The sequence below is a fragment of the Hathewaya massiliensis genome, from assembly GCF_902143515.1.
Lineage (GTDB): Bacteria > Bacillota > Clostridia > Clostridiales > Clostridiaceae > Hathewaya > Hathewaya massiliensis.
Genome location: NZ_CABFVD010000006.1, coordinates 1 through 20,388, shown reverse-complemented (window position 1 = coordinate 20,388; position 20,388 = coordinate 1). Strand labels below are relative to the sequence as shown.

Sequence of the window (20,388 nt, the reverse complement as noted above, 5' to 3'; positions counted from 1 at the left end):
TAGTATAAACTGCCTTGGATTTTTATAAATATTATTTTATTTCTATGGGAGAATGATGTTATGGATAAAGTTATTAATGAGGAGAAGGAAAGCATAGTTTTTATGCTAGAAAAATATTTAAAAAAAAGATACGAAGCTTTAAGCAACCTTAAAAGTGAAACCTATGATGAATTTTTTTATAGAGACATAAACTCCCTTAGTTCTTGTAAAGTTAACGAATTAGTTTTAGATACTTTAGTTCAATATAGAAGGGATTTTCCACTAGAAACTTTTCTAAAGGATTATGACTTTAAACTTACCATAAGAAGAATAGAAAAAAGAGATAAAATTTATAAACTTGTAGTAAGGGAAGAGTTTAGATACAGATATAATTCCCTTTCAGTGGATACAAAAGGTATCATTGAGCATTATATTAAACTTATAAACTTTAATGGAGATTTTAAGATTTTAAGTCATAGTAGCAGAGACCCTTTTATTCGTAAAATACAAAATACTTATTATTATGCATTAAATAAACCTTATAATATAGAAGAAGTTAGAGAGGTACTTTTATATAAATGCAAGATGGAGAGGGATATTATAATTGATAACTTAGTCGATTTTAATAGTGATGTACAAAGTAATGAATTTATGGTAAACCATAGAGAGCGAACAAGAGACTTAGAAAATATTAATTATAGTCAATATAAAAACAGTATTAGTCCTATCTATAGAGATATGAGAGATTTATACTTCTTAAATTACAATAGAGATAATGCTGTTAATTATGCTAGGAAATGGGCATTAGGAAGAAATCCAGCCTATCTTGACTTTGAAGATCTAGGAGGAGATTGTACTAATTTTGTATCCCAATGTGTTCATGCAGGAGGAATTCCTATGGATATAGAAAGACCTCATGTATGGAAATACTATGGAAGTCAATGGAATGAATCTTCTAGTAGAGTTGGAAGATCTTCTTCATGGACAGCGGTGATATATTTTAGGAATTATGCTAAAAATAACATTAAAGGTTCTGGACTTAGAGCTGAAGTTGGGGCAGATTTAAAGACTTTATTGCCAGGAGATATTATTCAAATAGAAGACTTTCATGGCACTGTAATACTCGAGAATGTTTATAGGAATGGAAACTTAGTAGATTTTCTTATAGCTTGTCATACTAGTGACAGATTAAATGAAAGATTACTTTTAGAATGGCCCAATAGTAGTTACAGTAAAACTGGAATTAAGATTAAAGGGGCATATAGTTACTAAAAAATCTAAACACTATTTTTAAAAGTCTAATATTAATAAGAATCTGTAAGTAATTTGTATTCTACTGACATTTTCCTGACTTTCTGAATAGAAAAAGGACTTTGGTTTTATATTCCAAAGTCCTTTAAGTCTTATATTTCAATGGTGCCGGAGGCGGGAATCGAACCCGCACGGTATCGCTACCACTGGATTTTGAGTCCAGAGCGTCTGCCAGTTCCACCACTTCGGCAAGTATATTTTAACTTACTCAAAAATTTTAACATATAATCTATATAAATTCAAGAATAATTTTATATACAAGTATATTTAACTTTAAAATGCAAAATATATTCTTGTCCGATAGTTTAGTTAAGTTAAATTAAATAAGCTCATCTATAGTTAAGAGATCATATAAAACGGAATAAACATCTTGGATATAAAATTAGCAAAACTTATCTATAATTAAATACAGTGATTTTACAGAAGAAGTTATTTGTAGTTTTATAAACTTATTTAAAACAAATATTACAGATAAAAACTATGTATGGTTTTTAAAAATTTATTTAAAATAAATTTAGGAGGAAAAAATCGTGTTTTGTATACCAGAACATTTGATAACGACGGTTATTTCCGCTTCTGCCATTATAATTGGAACTTTGATTGGAGCTTGGTTTAGTTGGATTATATCTAAAAAAAACACATCAAAGAGCATAGAAGAACAATATAAGATCTTAGAGAGGAATAGGGCCTATGAAGAGAGATGGAAGAGAAAGGAACTTTGCAAAGATGCTAACAGTGTTAGATTAGATATTTGTACTGCTATTTTTCAGAGTATAAGGACTTTAAAAGAATTTAGAGAAGGAAGTCTAGATAGACCATATCCTATTCCTATAAACAAAGACTATTCTTGTTCAGTTTCCATTTTAAGTGGCCACTACGCCTTAAAGGAAATAAGCTATGTATATCAATTATATGGATTTATTGAAAAACTAAATTATGATATTTTAAATTCAAACTTCTTAACAACAGAGTCAAAAGAAAAGCTCATACCAATATATGAAGATATTTTAAAAAGTATATATGGAACAAATTATAAAAAAATCTTAACTATAGATGTAGATAAAGTATCTTATGAACAAATATATAATAATGCATATATAAAGGACGGATTTAGAAAAGTATTAGAAAAACTAGATAAGTTATGCACTATTGAAGATAGGCAGGATTCTTAGTTTCAGGTGGAATATTTATTCCACCTGAATTCTAAGAAACCCTATTAAGTAATATAGTTATGGTAAGTTAATTTACTTTTACATTATAATTTCCACCTATGGTACATAGAACATTTATATGTGAAATATAGACAAGACATTCAATTATGTTTTGAGATATTACAACTTATTTGTTGATAAAACTAGCATAATGTTATTATAATATAGATAGACTTTAAAAATTGATTTTAATAGTAATAAGATGCTTATATTTTATTAGGATACTATTACTCCACTTTATAAAATCAAAATATTAAAAGAAAAGGATGTTTAAAATGAGTATAAAAGATATTAGGGATAAGATACAATATAATTCTCCTGTAGTATTAACCTTTACTCTTTTGGCCATTTTAGTATATATTGTAGGATGGATTAGTAAAGGATTTACTACATATTTTTTATTTACTAACTATAGGACCTCTTTATTAGATCCATTACAATATTTTAGACTATTTTCTCACATACTAGGTCATGCTAATTGGCAACACTTTGCAGGGAACTTTAGCATTATCTTATTAGTTGGACCTATGGTTGAAGAGAAATATGGTTCTGCAAATTTAACAAAGATCATATTAATTACGGCTTTTGTAACAGGAATTTTAAATACCTTGATTTTTCCTACGGCACTTTTAGGGGCTAGTGGTATAGCTTTCATGTTTATACTGTTAGGTTCTTTTTCAAATGTAGAAAATGGAAAAATCCCATTAACTTTTATAATAATACTGGTAGTTTTTATAGGCAGAGAAGTTGTAAATGCTTTTGCAGCAAAAGACAACATATCTCAATTTGCTCATATAATAGGGGGTATTACAGGGAGTTATTTTGGGTATTTATTTAATAAAAAGTAAGCAAATTTATACTATATAAGAAAGGATGATTTCAATGAAAAGATATGGGGCATTTGATATAATAGGACCTATAATGATTGGACCTTCTAGCTCACATACAGCAGGTGCTGCAAGACTAGGTAGAGTTGCAAGAAGCATAGCAGGAGAAGAGTTCAATTCAGTAACTTTTTATCTTCATGGTTCATTTGCTCATACATATAGGGGGCACGGAACAGATAAGGCGTTAGTGGCTGGTGTTTTAGGCATGCAACCACACGATGATGATTTAAGAAATGCTATGGAAATAGCAGAGGAAAAGGGATTGAAAATAGAATTTCTACCTATAGAACTAGAAAATGCACATCCTAATACAGCTAAAATTGTATTCCATAAAAATAATGGAAGCATAGTAGAAGTTATAGGTTCTTCTATAGGGGGAGGAAGTATTAAGATAAATGGTATAGATGGGTATGCTGTAGATTTAACAGGAGAATACCCAGCTATTATAGTAAAACAATATGATAGAAAAGGCGTTATTAGTGGTATAAGTAAGGCACTTGCAGAGGATAATATAAATATAGCAACTATGACTGTAAATAGAGGGAATAAGGGAAAGGAAGCTTTCACCATAATAGAATGTGATGGAATTGTTCCAACAAAAATAACTGAGAAAATAGAAAAACTTGAAAATGTAATTTCAGTAAAGATTATTAATCCAGTTTTAGATTAGGTATTAATAATTTAATCAATATTATTAATATAGAGGGTGAGGAAATTACCCTCTATATTAATATAGAAAATTAATTTTAAATATAAAATTAATTTTAAATATAATGTAATGATTTAATTTAAAAGAGACAAAATTCCTAACTAAAGTCTTATAAAAATATTCCAATGAGATTATAATTTAGATATAATATAAAATATTAAATTTGGGCAATATAAAATATAATAAGTTTAAAATATATGTAAGATTAAAAATAATTAAAATCATATATTAATAATTTTTAAATATAAAAAATGTATATTATTTTTATATTATTTAGGAGTAAAAAATGGTATAATTAATTATAATTTAGAATTTATTATAATTTTACATAGGTTCTCTTAAATATCCTTAAGTGAGGGGGAAGATTAATGGGTACGTCAAATATTAGAAGTATGGACGAAAAGGAATTAAATATATACATAAAAGAAACAAAAGAAAAGATATATAATTTAGTAGAAAAGTATTCAGATATTAATAATAAAAAGATAGAAGATGCATATACATTAAAGGAGCTAAGAGATACAGCTTTTAACATAAGGGATATTTATAAATATGCTGAATGGGTTAATAGAAAAATTGAAATGAATGAATCTGTATCAGAAAGAATTTCTACAGTGCCTAAAAGAGGGGAAATTTGGACTTGTGAGTTAGGTCAAAATATAGGATCAGAAGAAAACAAGGTAAGACCAGTAATAATAATTCAAAACAATACAGGAAATGAGAAAGGACCTACCACTATAATAGTTCCTATATCGAATAGACCTAAAAAGATTAAAGTACATATCCAATTAAGAGAAACTGATTATAAATTAGTTCAAGGAGAAGCTCAAAAGGTTACTGGTACTGTTTTGTGTGAACAAATCAAAATTGTTTCCAAAGCTAGATTAGGAAGACATATTGCAACCTTAGATTCAAATTTTATAAACTTATTAGATAATAAACTAAAAAATTCTTTAGATTTATAAAAATATCATAAAAAGCCTTGATTTTTTACTAATGGGGTGGTAAAATGAATTTGTGTGTTACGTACATACCTAGTTAAGACTAGGAGGTTCTATTCCATAGTTTACCTTAAAAATAATAAAGTTAGCATACCTGGCATAGGCTAGGAGATAATATATCATATTTTACATGAAAGAGACTGGGTTAATTACCAGTCTCTTTCTTTTTGTGCGCCCAGCATGGGTGCAATCTATAGGGGGGGAAGGGCCGAGTGTCGAAGGTGATATAGGCGTTAGTAAAGAGATAAAACAATGTAATAGATGATACTAATAACGTACTCGAAAGAATTGTAGCTAGAAATAATATTCTAAAAGCTATGAAAAGAGTAATTGTTAATATAATAGATTATACAGAAGACTTAAGGGTAAGGTAAGAAATATAATCAATTAGAACTCAACTAGACCAAGTGTGTCTGTTTATGAAAAACAATGAAAAAACATGAAAGTCAAACTATACTAAATTTAATTTCACATAACGGCAGTTTATGGTCTAAATTCATAGTGTAGTGATGATATAATAAAAAACGTTCCACAGAGAACAAATGCAAAGCAAAATAACAACTTAAAAAAAGTTGTTGACAAATAAAAATCAGTTTGATATACTGATTAAGTCGCTTGAAGAGAGTGACAAAAATTAAAGAAATTGGTCTTTGAAAATTAAACAGAGTAAGATAAAAGAACTCGCATTCTTTTGAGAAAAAGAAAAGAAATAAAGAAACAAGTTCAAGTCAGTAAAATGCTTGAGCAAGTGGATAAACTCAAATTAAGAAAACTGGTTTGTATAGCTAAAACCTTTATAGTTTATGTAAATAAGCTAAAAGGAAACTCCTCAGCTAGCGCTGATGAGTAAGATGCTACACGAAACAAGTTTCTAGTATCATCTTAAATTGAGAGTTTGATCCTGGCTCAGGACGAACGCTGGCGGCGTGCTTAACACATGCAAGTCGAGCGATGAAATTCCCTTCGGGGAATGGATTAGCGGCGGACGGGTGAGTAACACGTGGGTAACCTGCCTCAAAGAGGGGGATAGCCTTCCGAAAGGAAGATTAATACCGCATAATATCTTTTTATTGCATGATAGAAAGATTAAAGGAGCAATCCGCTTTGAGATGGACCCGCGGCGCATTAGCTAGTTGGTGAGGTAACGGCTCACCAAGGCGACGATGCGTAGCCGACCTGAGAGGGTGATCGGCCACATTGGGACTGAGACACGGCCCAGACTCCTACGGGAGGCAGCAGTGGGGAATATTGCGCAATGGAGGAAACTCTGACGCAGCAACGCCGCGTGAGTGATGAAGGTCTTCGGATTGTAAAGCTCTGTCTTTAGGGACGATAATGACGGTACCTAAGGAGGAAGCCACGGCTAACTACGTGCCAGCAGCCGCGGTAATACGTAGGTGGCAAGCGTTGTCCGGATTTACTGGGCGTAAAGCATGCGTAGGCGGATACTTAAGTGGGATGTGAAATCCCGGGGCTTAACCCCGGTGCTGCATTCCAAACTGGGTATCTAGAGTGCAGGAGAGGAAAGCGGAATTCCTAGTGTAGCGGTGAAATGCGTAGAGATTAGGAAGAACACCAGTGGCGAAGGCGGCTTTCTGGACTGTAACTGACGCTGAGGCATGAAAGCGTGGGTAGCAAACAGGATTAGATACCCTGGTAGTCCACGCCGTAAACGATGGGTACTAGGTGTCGGGGTTTCGTTACCTCGGTGCCGCAGTTAACACATTAAGTACCCCGCCTGGGGAGTACGATCGCAAGATTAAAACTCAAAGGAATTGACGGGGGCCCGCACAAGTAGCGGAGCATGTGGTTTAATTCGAAGCAACGCGAAGAACCTTACCTGGGCTTGACATCCCAAGAATCCCGTGGAAACATGGGAGTGCCCTTCGGGGAACTTGGAGACAGGTGGTGCATGGTTGTCGTCAGCTCGTGTCGTGAGATGTTGGGTTAAGTCCCGCAACGAGCGCAACCCTTATTGTTAGTTGCTACCATTAAGTTGAGCACTCTAGCAAGACTGCCTGGGTAACCAGGAGGAAGGTGGGGATGACGTCAAATCATCATGCCCCTTATGTCCAGGGCTACACACGTGCTACAATGGTCGGTACAGAGAGATGCAAGATCGTGAGGTGGAGCAAATCTCACAAAGCCGATCTCAGTTCGGATTGTAGGCTGCAACTCGCCTACATGAAGCTGGAGTTACTAGTAATCGCGAATCAGAATGTCGCGGTGAATGCGTTCCCGGGCCTTGTACACACCGCCCGTCACACCATGAGAGTTGGTAACACCCGAAGTCCGTGAGGTAACCTTTTGGAGCCAGCGGCCGAAGGTGGGATCGATGATTGGGGTGAAGTCGTAACAAGGTAGCCGTAGGAGAACCTGCGGCTGGATCACCTCCTTTCTAAGGAGAATTCGAAAAGATTACGATCTTTTCGTAGCGAGCACTTACTCTGTTTAATTTTGAAGGACCAAAATTCCTTCAAATAAGTAGAATCTCCAAAGGGAGAAAAGACTAACGTCTAAAAGATTAAAATAATCTAAGGATGTTAAGTTAACTACTTTGTTCTTTGAAAATTGCACAATGAATAATAATTATAATAACTATATTTTACTGAAAAATGTAAACTTTAGTTACTCATGATAGGTCAAGTTAGAAAGGGCGCATGGCGAATGCCTTGGCACCAGGAGCCGATGAAGGACGTGATAAGCTGCGATAAGCTGTGGGTAGCCGCACATAGGCTGTGATCCACAGATTTCCGAATGAGGAAACTCATACACTAAACAGTGTATATTCTGAACTGAATACATAGGTTCAGAAAGGTAAACCCGGGGAACTGAAACATCTAAGTACCCGGAGGAAGAGAAAGAAAAATCGATTTCCTAAGTAGCGGCGAGCGAACGGGAAAGAGCCCAAACCAGAAACTTGTTTCTGGGGTTGCGGACAGATCATAACGTGGAGGCTATTGTAGTCAAAGTAAGCTGGAAAGCTTCACCGCAGAAGGTAATAGTCCTGTAGACAAAACAAGAAGACCACAGATCTGATCCAGAGTACCACGAGACACGTGAAACCTTGTGGGAAGCAGGGAGGACCACCTCCCAAGGCTAAATACTACCTGGTGACCGATAGTGAAGAAGTACCGTGAGGGAAAGGTGAAAAGAACCCCGGGAGGGGAGTGAAATAGAACCTGAAACCGTGTGCCTACAATCGGTCGGAGCACTTTATATGTGTGACGGCGTACTTTTTGTAGAACGGGCCAACGAGTTACGATATGTAGCAAGGTTAAGCACTTAAGGTGTGGAGCCGAAGGGAAACCAAGTCTGAATAGGGCGCTTTAGTTGCATGTCGTAGACCCGAAACCGGGTGACCTATCCATGGCCAGGATGAAGCGGAAGTAAAATTCCGTGGAGGTCCGAACCACGTTGGTGTTGAAAAACCATGGGATGAGCTGTGGATAGCGGAGAAATTCCAATCGAACTCGGAGATAGCTGGTTCTCCTCGAAATAGCTTTAGGGCTAGCGTCAGGTAATTGAGTAATGGAGGTAGAGCACTGAATGAGCTAGGGGGCTTCACCGCTTACCGAACTCTATCAAACTCCGAATGCCATATACTTTTATCCTGGCAGTCAGACTGCGAATGATAAGATCCGTAGTCAAAAGGGAAAGAGCCCAGACCATCAGCTAAGGTCCCAAAGTGTAAGTTAAGTGGTAAAGGATGTGGGATTTCTAAGACAACTAGGATGTTGGCTTAGAAGCAGCCACTCATTTAAAGAGTGCGTAATAGCTCACTAGTCAAGAGATCCCGCGCCGAAAATGTTCGGGGCTAAAACTTACCACCGAAGCTATGGATGTACGTAGTACATGGTAGAGGAGCTTTCTGCACAGGTTGAAGCTGTACCGTAAGGAGCGGTGGACAGTGCAGAAGTGAGAATGTTGGCATGAGTAGCGAGAAATAGGTGAGAATCCTATTGGCCGAATACCTAAGGTTTCCTGAGGAAGGCTCGTCCTCTCAGGGTTAGTCGGGACCTAAGCCCAGGCTGAAGAGCGTAGGCGATGGACAATCGGTTGATATTCCGATACCGCCAAACTTCGTTTGACAAATGGGGTGACGCAGAAGGATAAGATGTGCATACTATTGGATTGTATGTCTAAGCATTTAGGCAGACTAGATAGGCAAATCCGTCTAGTTAATGCTGAGGTGTGATGGGGAGCGAATTTATTCGCGAAGTATCTGATTCCACGCTGCCAAGAAAAGCCTCTATGGAGAAGTTTGGTGCCCGTACCGCAAACCGACACAGGTAGGTGAGGAGAGAATCCTAAGGCCGACGGAAGAATTGTTGTTAAGGAACTCGGCAAATTGACCCCGTAACTTCGGGAGAAGGGGTGCCTAGCGAAAGCTAGGCCGCAGTGAATAGGCCCAGGCAACTGTTTAACAAAAACACAGGTCTCTGCTAAAGCGTAAGCTGATGTATAGGGGCTGACGCCTGCCCGGTGCTGGAAGGTTAAGGGGATCTGTTAGCGCAAGCGAAGCAGTGAACTTAAGCCCCAGTAAACGGCGGCCGTAACTATAACGGTCCTAAGGTAGCGAAATTCCTTGTCGGGTAAGTTCCGACCCGCACGAATGGCGTAATGATCTGGGCACTGTCTCAACAACAAATCCGGTGAAATTGTAGTGCAAGTGAAGATGCTTGCTACCCGCAGTTGGACGGAAAGACCCCGTAGAGCTTTACTGCAACTTAACATTGAACTTCGGTATTGTCTGTACAGGATAGGTGGGAGACTTGGAGATACCCTCGTCAGGGGGTAAGGAGTCGTCCTTGGGATACCACCCTGACAGTACTGGAGTTCTAACGAAGGGCCATGAAACTGGTCGTCGGACATTGTTAGGTGGGCAGTTTGACTGGGGCGGTCGCCTCCGAAAGTGTAACGGAGGCGCCCAAAGGTTCCCTCAGCGCGGTCGGAAATCGCGCGAAGAGTGCAAAGGCAGAAGGGAGCCTGACTGCAACACATACAGGTGGAGCAGGGACGAAAGTCGGGCTTAGTGATCCGGTGGTACCTCGTGGGAGGGCCATCGCTTAACGGATAAAAGCTACCTCGGGGATAACAGGCTGATCTCCCCCAAGAGTCCACATCGACGGGGAGGTTTGGCACCTCGATGTCGGCTCGTCGCATCCTGGAGCTGAAGTCGGTTCCAAGGGTTGGGCTGTTCGCCCATTAAAGCGGCACGCGAGCTGGGTTCAGAACGTCGTGAGACAGTTCGGTCCCTATCCGCTGCGGGCGCAGGAAATTTGAGAGGAGCTGTCCTTAGTACGAGAGGACCGGGATGGACTGACCTCTGGTGCACCAGTTGTCACGCCAGTGGCACAGCTGGGTAGCTATGTCGGGACAGGATAAACACTGAAAGCATCTAAGTGTGAAGCCTACCTCAAGATAAGATTTCCCATGACTTTAAGTCAGTAAGACTCCTTGAAGAACACAAGGTTGATAGGTGAGAGGTGGAAGCATGGTAACATGTGTAGCTGACTCATACTAATAAGTCGAGGACTTGACCAAATAAATTCATTGTGCAATTTTGAGAGAACATCTGGTGGCAATGGCGTTAAGGGTTAAATGTCTAAATGACATTTAACGGGTAATTTAGTAAATCTGTGATTTACGTTAAGAATTACCCCGGTTGCCTAAGTATCATTCTCTTAAGAAGTTTCATAAAATTTAAAAGTAACAACTATAATCTGGTGACGATAGCATAAAGGTAACACTCCTTCCCATACCGAACAGGCAAGTTAAGCTTTATAGCGCTGATGGTACTGCAGGGGAAGCCCTGTGGGAGAGTAAGACGTCGCCAGGTAATATATATGATGCGGGAATAGCTCAGCTGATAGAGCGCCACCTTGCCAAGGTGGAGGTCGCGGGTTTGAGCCCCGTTTCCCGCTCCATAAGTAAAAACACCTATAGGTGTTTTTTTATTTTTTGCCATATCTTCAAAATTCAAAGCTTAAATATAAATTCAGATTAATATATTTATTATTGCAGAAATATTTTTATTATGATAATATATTAGGTAGTTGTAAATTAAGATATGATAAATTTAATATATTTATAGATTTAGGTTCTAATGTGGATTAATAGGAAAAGTGGTGAGAAACCACTACAGCCCCCGCTACTGTAATAGAGGATGAAACTCGAATATGCCACTGTAACGTTAAAGTTATGGGAAGGCCGAGGAGTAAGTTGATTCTTAAGTCAGGAGACCTACCTAGATTTTATAAGTAACCTTCGGAGGGAAGTGTAATACTTAATGTAAGTATTTATTTCTTTATTTTATAGAAATACTATTCTTACTTTAACAAATTTGGACTTTTATCCTCAACCATTTTGAAGGTTTGAGGATTTTTTATTTCTAAATATTTGGAAGGAGAAGGATAAGATTGCTTTTAATAGATAAGTATTCCTATACAAACAGGTTAAAAGATTTTAATCCAATGATAAAGTTCACATGTTGTATTTTTATATTAATTTTCGGTTTAATTAATAAGAACTTATATTTATTTGGGGCACTTATATTATTATTAGGTTTATTTACTATGTATGTGGTTAGAATATCTTTAGCACAGTATTTAAGGTTTTTAACTGTTCCATTAGCATTTCTTATAGTTAGTATAATTACTCTTATCTTTTCGGCAGGCACAAACAAAGACTTATTTATTGCTTCTATAAAAATTAGTAATTCTTACTATATTGGACTTACCAGAGTAGGGATAAATAATGGTGTACTTTTATTTTTTAGGGCCATATGTAGTATATCAGCTACATATTTATTAGCACTTACCATACCAATGAATCAATTAATAGCTGTATTTAAATGTTTAAGGTTGCCTAAAACTTTTATAGAAATGACTATATTAATTTATCGATTTATATTTATATTTTTAGAAGAGTGTAAGGAGATGTATGTTGCTCAGGATTTAAGATTTGGATATATAAATCTCAAAACATCCTATAATTCTACAGCTTTAATTATAAAGTTATTATTTTTTAGAGTTATGAATAGGTATGAGGAATTAAATATATCCCTAGAGACCAAACTTTATAATGGAGAATTTTATATATAGTAGATGTTCAATTCAAATGTGTAGGTGATATTATGATAAGATTAGATAAAGTGAGATATGTGTATGAAGATAATACAGTAGCTCTAAAAGATGTATCCATGGACTTAGAAAATGGTAATATAATAGGCATAATAGGCTCTAATGGTGCTGGAAAATCAACATTATTTTTAAATATGGTAGGAATCTTAAAGCCTAAGGAAGGTACAGTGTATTTTAAAGGTGAGAAGATTAAATATAAGAAGTCTTTTTTATATGAGTTTAGAAAAGAGGTTGGTGTTGTATTTCAAGACCCTGATAAACAAATATTTTATTCTTCTGTTTACGATGATGTAGCTTTTGCCCTAAGAAATTTAGGTATGAATGAAGAGGTTGTAAAAGAAAAAGTGGAAGTAGCATTAAAGGAAGCAGGAGCTATGGAATTTAAGGATAAACCTGTTCATTTTTTAAGTCATGGGCAAAAAAAGAGAGTGGCTATGGCTGGAATTTTAGCTATGGATTGCAAGGTTATTTTATTTGATGAGCCTACTGCAGGGCTAGATCCCGAAATGACCAAATCCGTAAAAGAACTTATTTCTTCTCTTAGTAAAAAGGGTAAGAAAATTGTAATAACTAGTCATAACATGGATTTGATTTATGAATGTTGTGATTACATATATGTTTTAAACAAGGGAGAAGTTATTGGAGAAGGGGAAGTACTAGATGTATTTAAAAGAGGAGAACTTTTAAAGAAGGCCAATCTAGATGAACCTTGGCTTTTAAAAGTTCACAAACATATGAATCTACCTCTATTCCAAAGCGAGGATAAACTTTATGAATATTGGAGGAATAATTATGAGGATAGCAGTAATAGGAGTCAATCATAATAATACTCCTATTGAGATAAGAGAAAAGGTAGCTTTTTCAGAAACTAAAAAAATAGAGGCTATAAATTGTCTTCTTGATATGGAAATGGAAGAGGTTATCATATTATCAACTTGTAATAGAAGTGAAATATATATTGTATCTAAAGATATTAATACAAGTATAGAGAATGTAAAGCAGTTTTATTGTGAGTATTTTAAAATAAATTTAATTAAGGACTATTTTTTTGTAAAAAGAGACAAAGAGGCAGTAAGGCACATATATAATGTAGCTTCAGGGCTTGATTCTATAGTTTTAGGAGAAGATCAAATTTTAGGGCAAGTTAAAGATGCACTACAATCTTCTATGGAAATAGGGAGTAGTAAAAAAATCTTAAATAAATTATTTAGAGAGGCAATAACTGCCTCAAAGGAAATAAAAAGTAGTTTAGGAATTTCAGATATACCACTATCTACAAGTTATATAGCTATAAAAAATCTAAAAGAAAAATTAGGTACATTAAAAGATAAAAAAGTGCTTTTAATTGGTGCAGGGAAAATGACTCTCCTTGCTTTAAAATATTTTGAAGAAGAAAAAGTAGAGACAGTTTATATGACTAATAGGACTGTTATAAAACTTCAAGATATATGCAAAGATTGCAAAGAATTAAAAATGAAAACCTTAGATTTTAAAGATAGATATAAAGTTATGGATAAGGTTGATATTATATTTACAGCAACTTCGGCAAGTCATACTATAATTAAGAAAGAATTTATCCCAAAACTAAATAAGGAATTATATATAATAGATCTAGCTTTACCAAGGGATGTAGAAAAAGAAGTAAATGACTTGGAATTTGTCACAATATATGATATAGATGATTTAAAAAGACTATCTGATGAGAATTTAAAGAAAAGGGAAGAACTTTGTAACAAAGGAAAGGTTATAATAGAAGAAAGTATAGAAGAGTTTTACAAATGGATGGATGGAATAAAGTTTGATCCTGTAATAAAATCTTTAAATGATAGGTGTAGAGAAATAGAAGATGACACCTTAGAATATATAGATAGAAAATTAGACTTGGATTGTAGGGAAAAGAAAATTATAGAGAAAATGATTAAGTCTTCTTTAAAAAGGTTAATAAGAGAACCAATAAATAACTTAAAAGAACTAAATAAAGAAGAAAGAGTAAATGAATATATAGAAGTTATAAATCAATTGTTTAATTTTAATTAGACAGAAGTTATGTGGCATAGGAGGATCTCCAGTGTATTATCCATTAATGATAGATATGAAACAAAAGGAAGTTTATATTGTAGGTGGAGGAAAGGTGGCTATAAGAAAGGCTAAAAAATTTCTTGAATATGAGGCTAAGGTTACTGTAATAAGTGAGCAATTCATAGAAGAATTTTATGAGCTTAAAGAATTGTGGCATAAAAACCTTATTTTAATAAGGGAACAGTATAAAAAAGAACATATTAAAGATGCTTTTTTAGTAATAGGTGCTACAAATTTAGAGGAAGTAAATAAAAAAATTGCTCTAGACTGCAAAGAGAACAATATTATTTGCAACATTGTAGATAACATAGAATTATCAGATTTTATAGTTCCTTCTACCATAAAGAGGGGTGATTTAGAAATTGCTATTTCAACTTTAGGAAATAGTCCATCTCTTTGTGCTAAGATAAGAAAAGAACTAGAAGAAAAGTTTGATAAGTCCTTTGAGGAGTATGTAGAATTATTAGGATATGGCAGGAAAATAGTATTAGAAAAATATACAGATGAAAAAGAGAAAAAAGAGATTTTAAATTCTATGGTTCACATGGGAAAAGAAGAGCTACAGGACTATATAAAATCTTTAAAACTTTAATATTGAGGTGAATTTTATATGAAAATTATAGTTGGTTCAAGAGGCAGTAAGCTTGCATTAACTCAAACAAAGTGGGTAATAAGTAGATTAAAAGAGAATCATCCAGAAATAGATTTTGAACTTAAAATTATAAAAACTAAAGGTGATAAGATACAAAATATATCCTTGGACAAAATAGGAGATAAAGGATTATTTGTTAAGGAAATAGAGGAAGAACTATTAAATGAAGATATACATATGGCAATCCACAGTATGAAAGATATGCCATCTATACTACCTGAGGGACTTAAATTTTCTTATATTCCAAAGAGAGAAGATTATAGAGATGTAGTAGTCTTAAAGGAAGGTTATAATTCTTTAGAGGAATTACCATCAGGAGCAAAAATAGGTTCTGGAAGTAAGAGAAGAAAATATCAACTTTTAAAATATAGGGAAGACCTAGATATAGTTCCAATCAGAGGAAATGTGGATACTAGAATTAAAAAAATTGAAACAGAGAATCTTCATGGAGTAATTTTAGCAGCAGCGGGTATAAATAGATTAGATATAGAAAAAGAATTAAAATATAAGGTTGTTCCTATTTCTACAGATATCATATTACCAGCACCAGCACAAGGAGCTCTTGCTATAGAGATTAGAAAAGATAGAAATGATATTGAAGAAGTATTAAAGTGCTTATCACATAGGGAAACAGAAATTACAGTAGCAGCAGAAAGAGCATTTTTACATGGCATAGATGGAAGTTGCCATATTCCAGTTGGAGCTATAGGAACGATTCAAGGCGATGAATTAGAACTTATAGGTCTATTAGGCGATGAAGAAGGAAATAAAATAGTTAAAAAGACTGTAAAAGGAACTTTAGATAACCCTAGAGAATTAGGTTATGAACTTGCTAAAATTGTTCTAAAGGAGATGGCATAAGATGAAAGGTAAAGTTTTTTTAGTTGGAGCAGGACCTGGAGATTATAAATTACTTACACTTAAAGGATTAGAATGTGTAAAAAATGCAGATGTCATTGTTTACGATAGATTAGCTAATGATAAAATTTTAAAATGGGCAAGGGAAGATTGTGAGTTTATTTATGTTGGTAAGAAGTCAAAATATCATACAAAAACTCAAGATGAGATAAATGAAATTATAGCAGAAGAAGCTTTAAGTGGAAAAGTTGTAACAAGACTAAAAGGGGGAGATCCTTATGTCTTTGGAAGAGGTGGAGAAGAAGGAGAGTTTTTACTTCAAAAAGGAGTAGATTTTGAGGTAGTTCCAGGAATAACTTCAGCTATAGGTGGGCTATGTTATGCTGGTATCCCAATAACTCACAGGGATTTTGCATCTTCATTTCATGTCATAACTGGACATTTAAAGGAAGAAGAAAAGGAATTAAACTGGAATGCATTAGCTAAGTTAGAGGGAACTTTAGTATTCTTGATGGGCATAGCTAACTTACAAAGCATATGCAGTAATCTTATAAAAGAAGGTAAAGATAGTAAAACTCCTGTTGCTATTGTAAATTGGGCAGCAAGGCCTTACCAAAAGGTGGTTTCAGGAACTTTAGAGGATATATATGATATAGCTATGGAAGCTAATATTCAGCCACCTAGCTTAATCGTAGTTGGAGGGGTAGTAAGCTTAAGAGATAAGTTAAACTTCTATGAGCAAAAACCTCTTTTTGGGAAAAACATTATAGTAACTAGGGCAAGAACTCAAAGTAGCAGGCTTTTAGATATTATAAATGATCTTGGAGGAAATGCAATAGAGGTACCTGCAATTAAAATAAAAGAAGTTGAAAATAATGGATTAGATAAAGCTATAGAAAATATAAAGGATTATACCACTTTAGTTTTTACTAGTGAAAATGCAGTAGATATATTCTTTAATAAACTATTTAGCTTAAATAAAGATATAAGAAGCCTTTCAAATTTAAAAATAGCTTGTATAGGCAATGCAACTGCAAAGGCTGTAAAAGAAAAAGGAATTATTGCAGATTTTGTACCTGAAAAGTTTGTAGCTGAAAGTTTATTAGAATTATTGAAAGAAAATCTTACAAAGGAAGATAAGGTTTTAATACCAAGAGCTAAGGAAGCTAGGGAACTTTTAGTAGATGGATTAAAAGAAATATGCTTTGTAGATGAAGTTAAAATCTACGAAACTTTAAAAGAAGATAGTAATAAAGAAGATATTTTTGATATATTAAAAAAAGACAATGAACTATTCATAACCTTCACTAGTTCTTCTACAGTTAAAAACTTTGTAGAGATCATAGGAAAAGAAAACTTAGCCTTATTAAAAGGTAAAGCAAAATTAGTTTCAATAGGACCAGTAACTTCAAAAACCATAGAAGGTTTTGGATTAACAGTATATAAAGAAGCAAAAGAATATACTATAGATGGTGTGGTAGAGGCTATAATCCAAGAATAGATGAAAGTGTGAAAAAAGAGTACTATGTCTCTGGATAAGGAGTTCTAAGCTTTATGTGTAGAAAAAACTCTCTATGAAGCTAAGAACTCTGCTTATAATATGATTGCATGAAGGTCATATATTATAAAAATAGAAATTGATAAGATAAAGTAATAAGGACTATAATAAGAGCAGAGGTTGTAATTCTTAAGGGAGGGGAATAGAAATGACAATAAAGAGAACTAGAAGACTTAGAGTAAATGAAAATATAAGAAATATGGTACGAGAGACAAAACTTCATGTGGAGGATTTAATCTATCCTTTATTTATAGAAGAAGGTGAAAATATAAAGGAAGAAATATCTTCAATGAAAGGTGTTTATCGTTTTTCAGTAGATAGAATAAATGAAGAGATAAAAGAATTATTAGATTTAGGAATAAAATATGTTATATTATTTGGAATACCAAAGGAAAAAGATCCTTATGGTAGTGATGCATATTGTTCCTGTGGTATAGTTCAAAAGGCTGTAAAAGAAATAAAAGAAAAATATCCTGAAATGTATGTTATAACTGACATATGTATGTGCGAATATACATCCCATGGTCACTGTGGTATCTTAACAAAAGAAGGATATGTAAATAACGATGAAACCTTAAAATACTTAGGTAAAATAGCTGTAAGCCATGCAGAAGCAGGTGCAGATATGGTGGCTCCTTCTGATATGATGGATGGAAGAGTAGCTTATATAAGAAATGCATTAGATGAGGCTGGATTTGTTAATCTTCCTATTATGGCATATAGTGCAAAATATGCTTCAGCCTTCTATGGACCATTTAGGGATGCTGCAGATTCAGCACCTTCTTTTGGAGATAGAAAATCATACCAAATGGATCCTGCTAATATTATGGAGGGTCTAAGAGAAGTAGAAATAGACATAGAAGAAGGGGCAGACATAGTAATGGTTAAGCCTGCACTATCTTATTTAGATGTTATAAGAGAAGTTAAAAATAATTTTAATATGCCAGTAGCTGCTTATAATGTAAGCGGAGAATATTCTATGCTAAAATTAGCAGTAGAAAAAGGATTATTAAATGAATCTGCTATAATGGAATCACTTTTATCCATAAAAAGAGCTGGTGCAGATATTATAATAACTTACTTTGCAAAAGAAGTAGCTAAAAAGCTAAAATAGGGGGTATGTTAAGTGAAAGGTTTAGAAACTAAAAGATCGGAAGAATTATTTGAAGAGGCTAAAAAATATATTCCAGGTGGAGTAAATAGCCCTGTTAGAGCATTCAAATCTGTAGGATTAAATCCTATTTTTGTAGATAGAGCTAAAGGAGCTAGAATTTATGATGTAGATGGTAATGAATATATAGACTACATATGTTCATGGGGACCACTAATACTAGGACATAGCAATGAAGAGTTAATAAAAGGTTTTGAAGATATAGTTAGTAGAGGAACAAGTTATGGAGTTCCAACAGAAATAGAAGTTAAAATGGCTAAGTTTATAGTAGAAGCATATTCATCTATAGATATGGTTAGAATGGTTAACTCAGGAACTGAAGCTACTATGAGTGCATTAAGAGTAGCTAGAGGATATACAAAGAGAAATAAAATAGTTAAATTTGAAGGATGCTATCATGGACATTCAGATGCACTACTTGTAAAATCGGGTTCTGGAACTATAACTTTTGGAGTGCCTACAAGTCCAGGTGTTCCAGCAGATACAGTGAAAGATACATTAGTATGTACATACAATGATATTGAATCTGTAGAGAAGATATTTAAAGAGCAAGGTGAAGATATAGCAGCTGTTATAGTTGAACCTGTAGGTGGAAACATGGGAGTTGTACCAGCTACTAAAGAATTCTTACAATATTTAAGAGATATAACTAAGAAATACGGTTCTGTATTAATTTTTGATGAAGTTATTACAGGCTTTAGAGTAGCTTTTGGTGGAGCACAAGAGGTTTATGGAATAGAACCAGATATGACTTGTTTTGGAAAAATCATAGGAGCAGGACTTCCAGTTGGAGCTTATGGTGGTAAGAAGGAAATAATGGAGATGGTATCACCAGTAGGACCAGTTTATCAAGCAGGTACACTTTCAGGAAATCCACTTGCTATGTTTATGGGATATAGAAACTTAAACATATTAAAAGAAAGACCTGAAATATATGAAAATCTAGAGAACATGGCTATTAAATTTGAAGAGGGCATGAATAAAATTATAGATGAATTAGGTGTAGATGTTACTGTAATAAGATTTAAAGCTATGTTATGTACATTCTTTGCTAAGGGTGAATTTAAAAACTATAATGATGTAACAAAATGTGATACTGAAAAATATGCGATTTTCTTTAGAGAGATGTTAAAAAATGGTGTGTTATTCCCACCAGCTCAATTTGAGGGGTTATTCCTTTCAGCAGCTCATAAAGAAGAAGATATAAATAAAACTTTAGAAGTATTTAAAAAGGCTTTAAAAGTAGCTTTTAATAAATAAAAACTAAGTATAACACCGTCAATTTATCGGATAAATGAATTGACGGTGTTATTATTCTTTTTATAAAGAAAATATATTTTATAAAAACTCCAAAGGAGTTTTTATCTTGAACTATTAACTCTTACTTAAACTACTAACTCTTAATTCTTACTTCTTACTTATTTTCTCTTACCTCTTACTTAATATTTCTTACTTATTATATCTTATTTTAAATTATAATTTTATAACTGCGAAAGTTAAATTACTTTAATAATCCCATTTTTAGACTTAAACTTTACCAAGTGTATCAATAAAAGAAAAATGCCTAAAAAAGCATAAAAAAATTAGAAATGTGGAGTTAATTTAGTATAATGAGATATGTTCAGTTTCTATACAGATTTATATGTGATATTATATTAATTGTCGCTGCGGTAATGCAGTATAACAACTAAGAAAAAAATTTAAAAAAAGTTGTTGACAAATAAAAATCAGTTTGATATACTGATTAAGTCGCTTGAAGAGAGTGACAAAAATTAAAGAAATTGGTCTTTGAAAATTAAACAGAGTAAGATAAAAGAACTCGCATTC

14 protein-coding genes, 2 tRNA genes, 3 rRNA genes and 1 riboswitch are annotated in these 20,388 nt (G+C 34.0%); of the genes, 18 read left to right on the top strand and 1 reads right to left on the bottom strand.

Annotation, left to right across the window (positions count from 1 at the left end; translation table 11 throughout):
* Nucleotides 1-60 precede the first annotated feature (60 nt).
* A complete protein-coding gene (locus tag FNZ64_RS11230; RefSeq protein ID WP_142414932.1) occupies nt 61-1,251 on the top strand; it encodes an amidase domain-containing protein in 1,191 nt (396 codons plus the stop codon).
* A 142-nt stretch (nt 1,252-1,393) separates the two neighbouring features.
* Here the strand turns inward: FNZ64_RS11230 and FNZ64_RS11225 are convergent.
* A tRNA-Leu gene (locus FNZ64_RS11225) sits at nt 1,394-1,480 on the bottom strand.
* Nucleotides 1,481-1,820: 340 nt separating this feature from the next.
* Between FNZ64_RS11225 and FNZ64_RS11220 the strand changes: the two genes are divergently transcribed.
* The 17 genes from FNZ64_RS11220 to hemL all read left to right on the top strand — a co-directional run bounded on the left by FNZ64_RS11220 (nt 1,821) and on the right by hemL (nt 19,821).
* Complete coding sequence (locus FNZ64_RS11220; protein ID WP_142414930.1) at nt 1,821-2,462, top strand: hypothetical protein; 642 nt, start codon at nt 1,821-1,823, stop codon at nt 2,460-2,462.
* Between the two features lie 314 nt (nt 2,463-2,776).
* Nucleotides 2,777-3,349: a rhomboid family intramembrane serine protease gene (locus FNZ64_RS11215; protein ID WP_142414928.1), complete on the top strand. Its 573-nt coding sequence runs from the start codon at nt 2,777-2,779 to the stop codon at nt 3,347-3,349.
* 34 nt (nt 3,350-3,383) lie between these two features.
* Nucleotides 3,384-4,058, top strand: coding sequence for an L-serine ammonia-lyase, iron-sulfur-dependent subunit beta (sdaAB, locus tag FNZ64_RS11210; RefSeq protein ID WP_142414926.1), 675 nt, complete (start codon nt 3,384-3,386; stop codon nt 4,056-4,058).
* 407 nt (nt 4,059-4,465) lie between these two features.
* Nucleotides 4,466-5,062, top strand: a complete 597-nt coding sequence (locus FNZ64_RS11205; RefSeq protein ID WP_142414924.1) for a type II toxin-antitoxin system PemK/MazF family toxin — start codon at nt 4,466-4,468, stop codon at nt 5,060-5,062.
* A gap of 727 nt (nt 5,063-5,789) precedes the next feature.
* Nucleotides 5,790-5,948 carry a hypothetical protein gene (locus FNZ64_RS14720; RefSeq protein WP_185903666.1) on the top strand — a complete coding sequence of 53 codons (159 nt, stop codon included), beginning with the start codon at nt 5,790-5,792 and terminating at the stop codon, nt 5,946-5,948.
* 33 nt (nt 5,949-5,981) lie between these two features.
* Nucleotides 5,982-7,496: ribosomal RNA gene (locus FNZ64_RS11200) — 16S ribosomal RNA — on the top strand.
* 242 nt (nt 7,497-7,738) lie between these two features.
* Nucleotides 7,739-10,645: ribosomal RNA gene (locus tag FNZ64_RS11195) — 23S ribosomal RNA — on the top strand.
* 178 nt (nt 10,646-10,823) lie between these two features.
* A 5S ribosomal RNA gene (gene rrf / locus FNZ64_RS11190) occupies nt 10,824-10,940 on the top strand.
* Together the 16S, 23S and 5S rRNA genes with 1 tRNA gene alongside form the textbook arrangement of a ribosomal RNA operon.
* A 12-nt stretch (nt 10,941-10,952) precedes the next feature.
* Nucleotides 10,953-11,028 (top strand) — tRNA-Gly (locus FNZ64_RS11185).
* A gap of 154 nt (nt 11,029-11,182) precedes the next feature.
* Nucleotides 11,183-11,366, top strand: a riboswitch (cobalamin riboswitch).
* Between the two features lie 154 nt (nt 11,367-11,520).
* Complete coding sequence (gene cbiQ, locus FNZ64_RS11180; protein ID WP_185903754.1) at nt 11,521-12,204, top strand: cobalt ECF transporter T component CbiQ; 684 nt, start codon at nt 11,521-11,523, stop codon at nt 12,202-12,204.
* 32 nt (nt 12,205-12,236) lie between these two features.
* Nucleotides 12,237-13,067, top strand: coding sequence for an energy-coupling factor ABC transporter ATP-binding protein (locus tag FNZ64_RS11175; protein ID WP_142414920.1), 831 nt, complete (start codon nt 12,237-12,239; stop codon nt 13,065-13,067).
* Nucleotides 13,036-14,280 (top strand): glutamyl-tRNA reductase, encoded by a 1,245-nt coding sequence (hemA, locus tag FNZ64_RS11170; protein ID WP_142414918.1) that lies wholly within the window; start codon nt 13,036-13,038, stop codon nt 14,278-14,280. The genes FNZ64_RS11175 and hemA overlap by 32 nt, the downstream gene beginning before the upstream one ends.
* A 31-nt stretch (nt 14,281-14,311) precedes the next feature.
* Complete coding sequence (locus tag FNZ64_RS11165) at nt 14,312-14,914, top strand: precorrin-2 dehydrogenase/sirohydrochlorin ferrochelatase family protein (protein WP_142414916.1); 603 nt, start codon at nt 14,312-14,314, stop codon at nt 14,912-14,914.
* 18 nt (nt 14,915-14,932) lie between these two features.
* On the top strand, nt 14,933-15,835 hold the full coding sequence (hemC, locus tag FNZ64_RS11160; RefSeq protein WP_142414914.1) for a hydroxymethylbilane synthase: 903 nt from the start codon (nt 14,933-14,935) through the stop codon (nt 15,833-15,835).
* Between the two features lies 1 nt (nt 15,836).
* Nucleotides 15,837-17,333 carry a uroporphyrinogen-III C-methyltransferase gene (gene cobA, locus FNZ64_RS11155; protein ID WP_142414913.1) on the top strand — a complete coding sequence of 499 codons (1,497 nt, stop codon included), beginning with the start codon at nt 15,837-15,839 and terminating at the stop codon, nt 17,331-17,333.
* A gap of 205 nt (nt 17,334-17,538) precedes the next feature.
* A complete protein-coding gene (gene hemB, locus FNZ64_RS11150; RefSeq protein ID WP_142414912.1) occupies nt 17,539-18,504 on the top strand; it encodes a porphobilinogen synthase in 966 nt (321 codons plus the stop codon).
* 12 nt (nt 18,505-18,516) lie between these two features.
* A complete protein-coding gene (gene hemL / locus FNZ64_RS11145; RefSeq protein ID WP_142414910.1) occupies nt 18,517-19,821 on the top strand; it encodes a glutamate-1-semialdehyde 2,1-aminomutase in 1,305 nt (434 codons plus the stop codon).
* Nucleotides 19,822-20,388 lie beyond the last annotated feature (567 nt).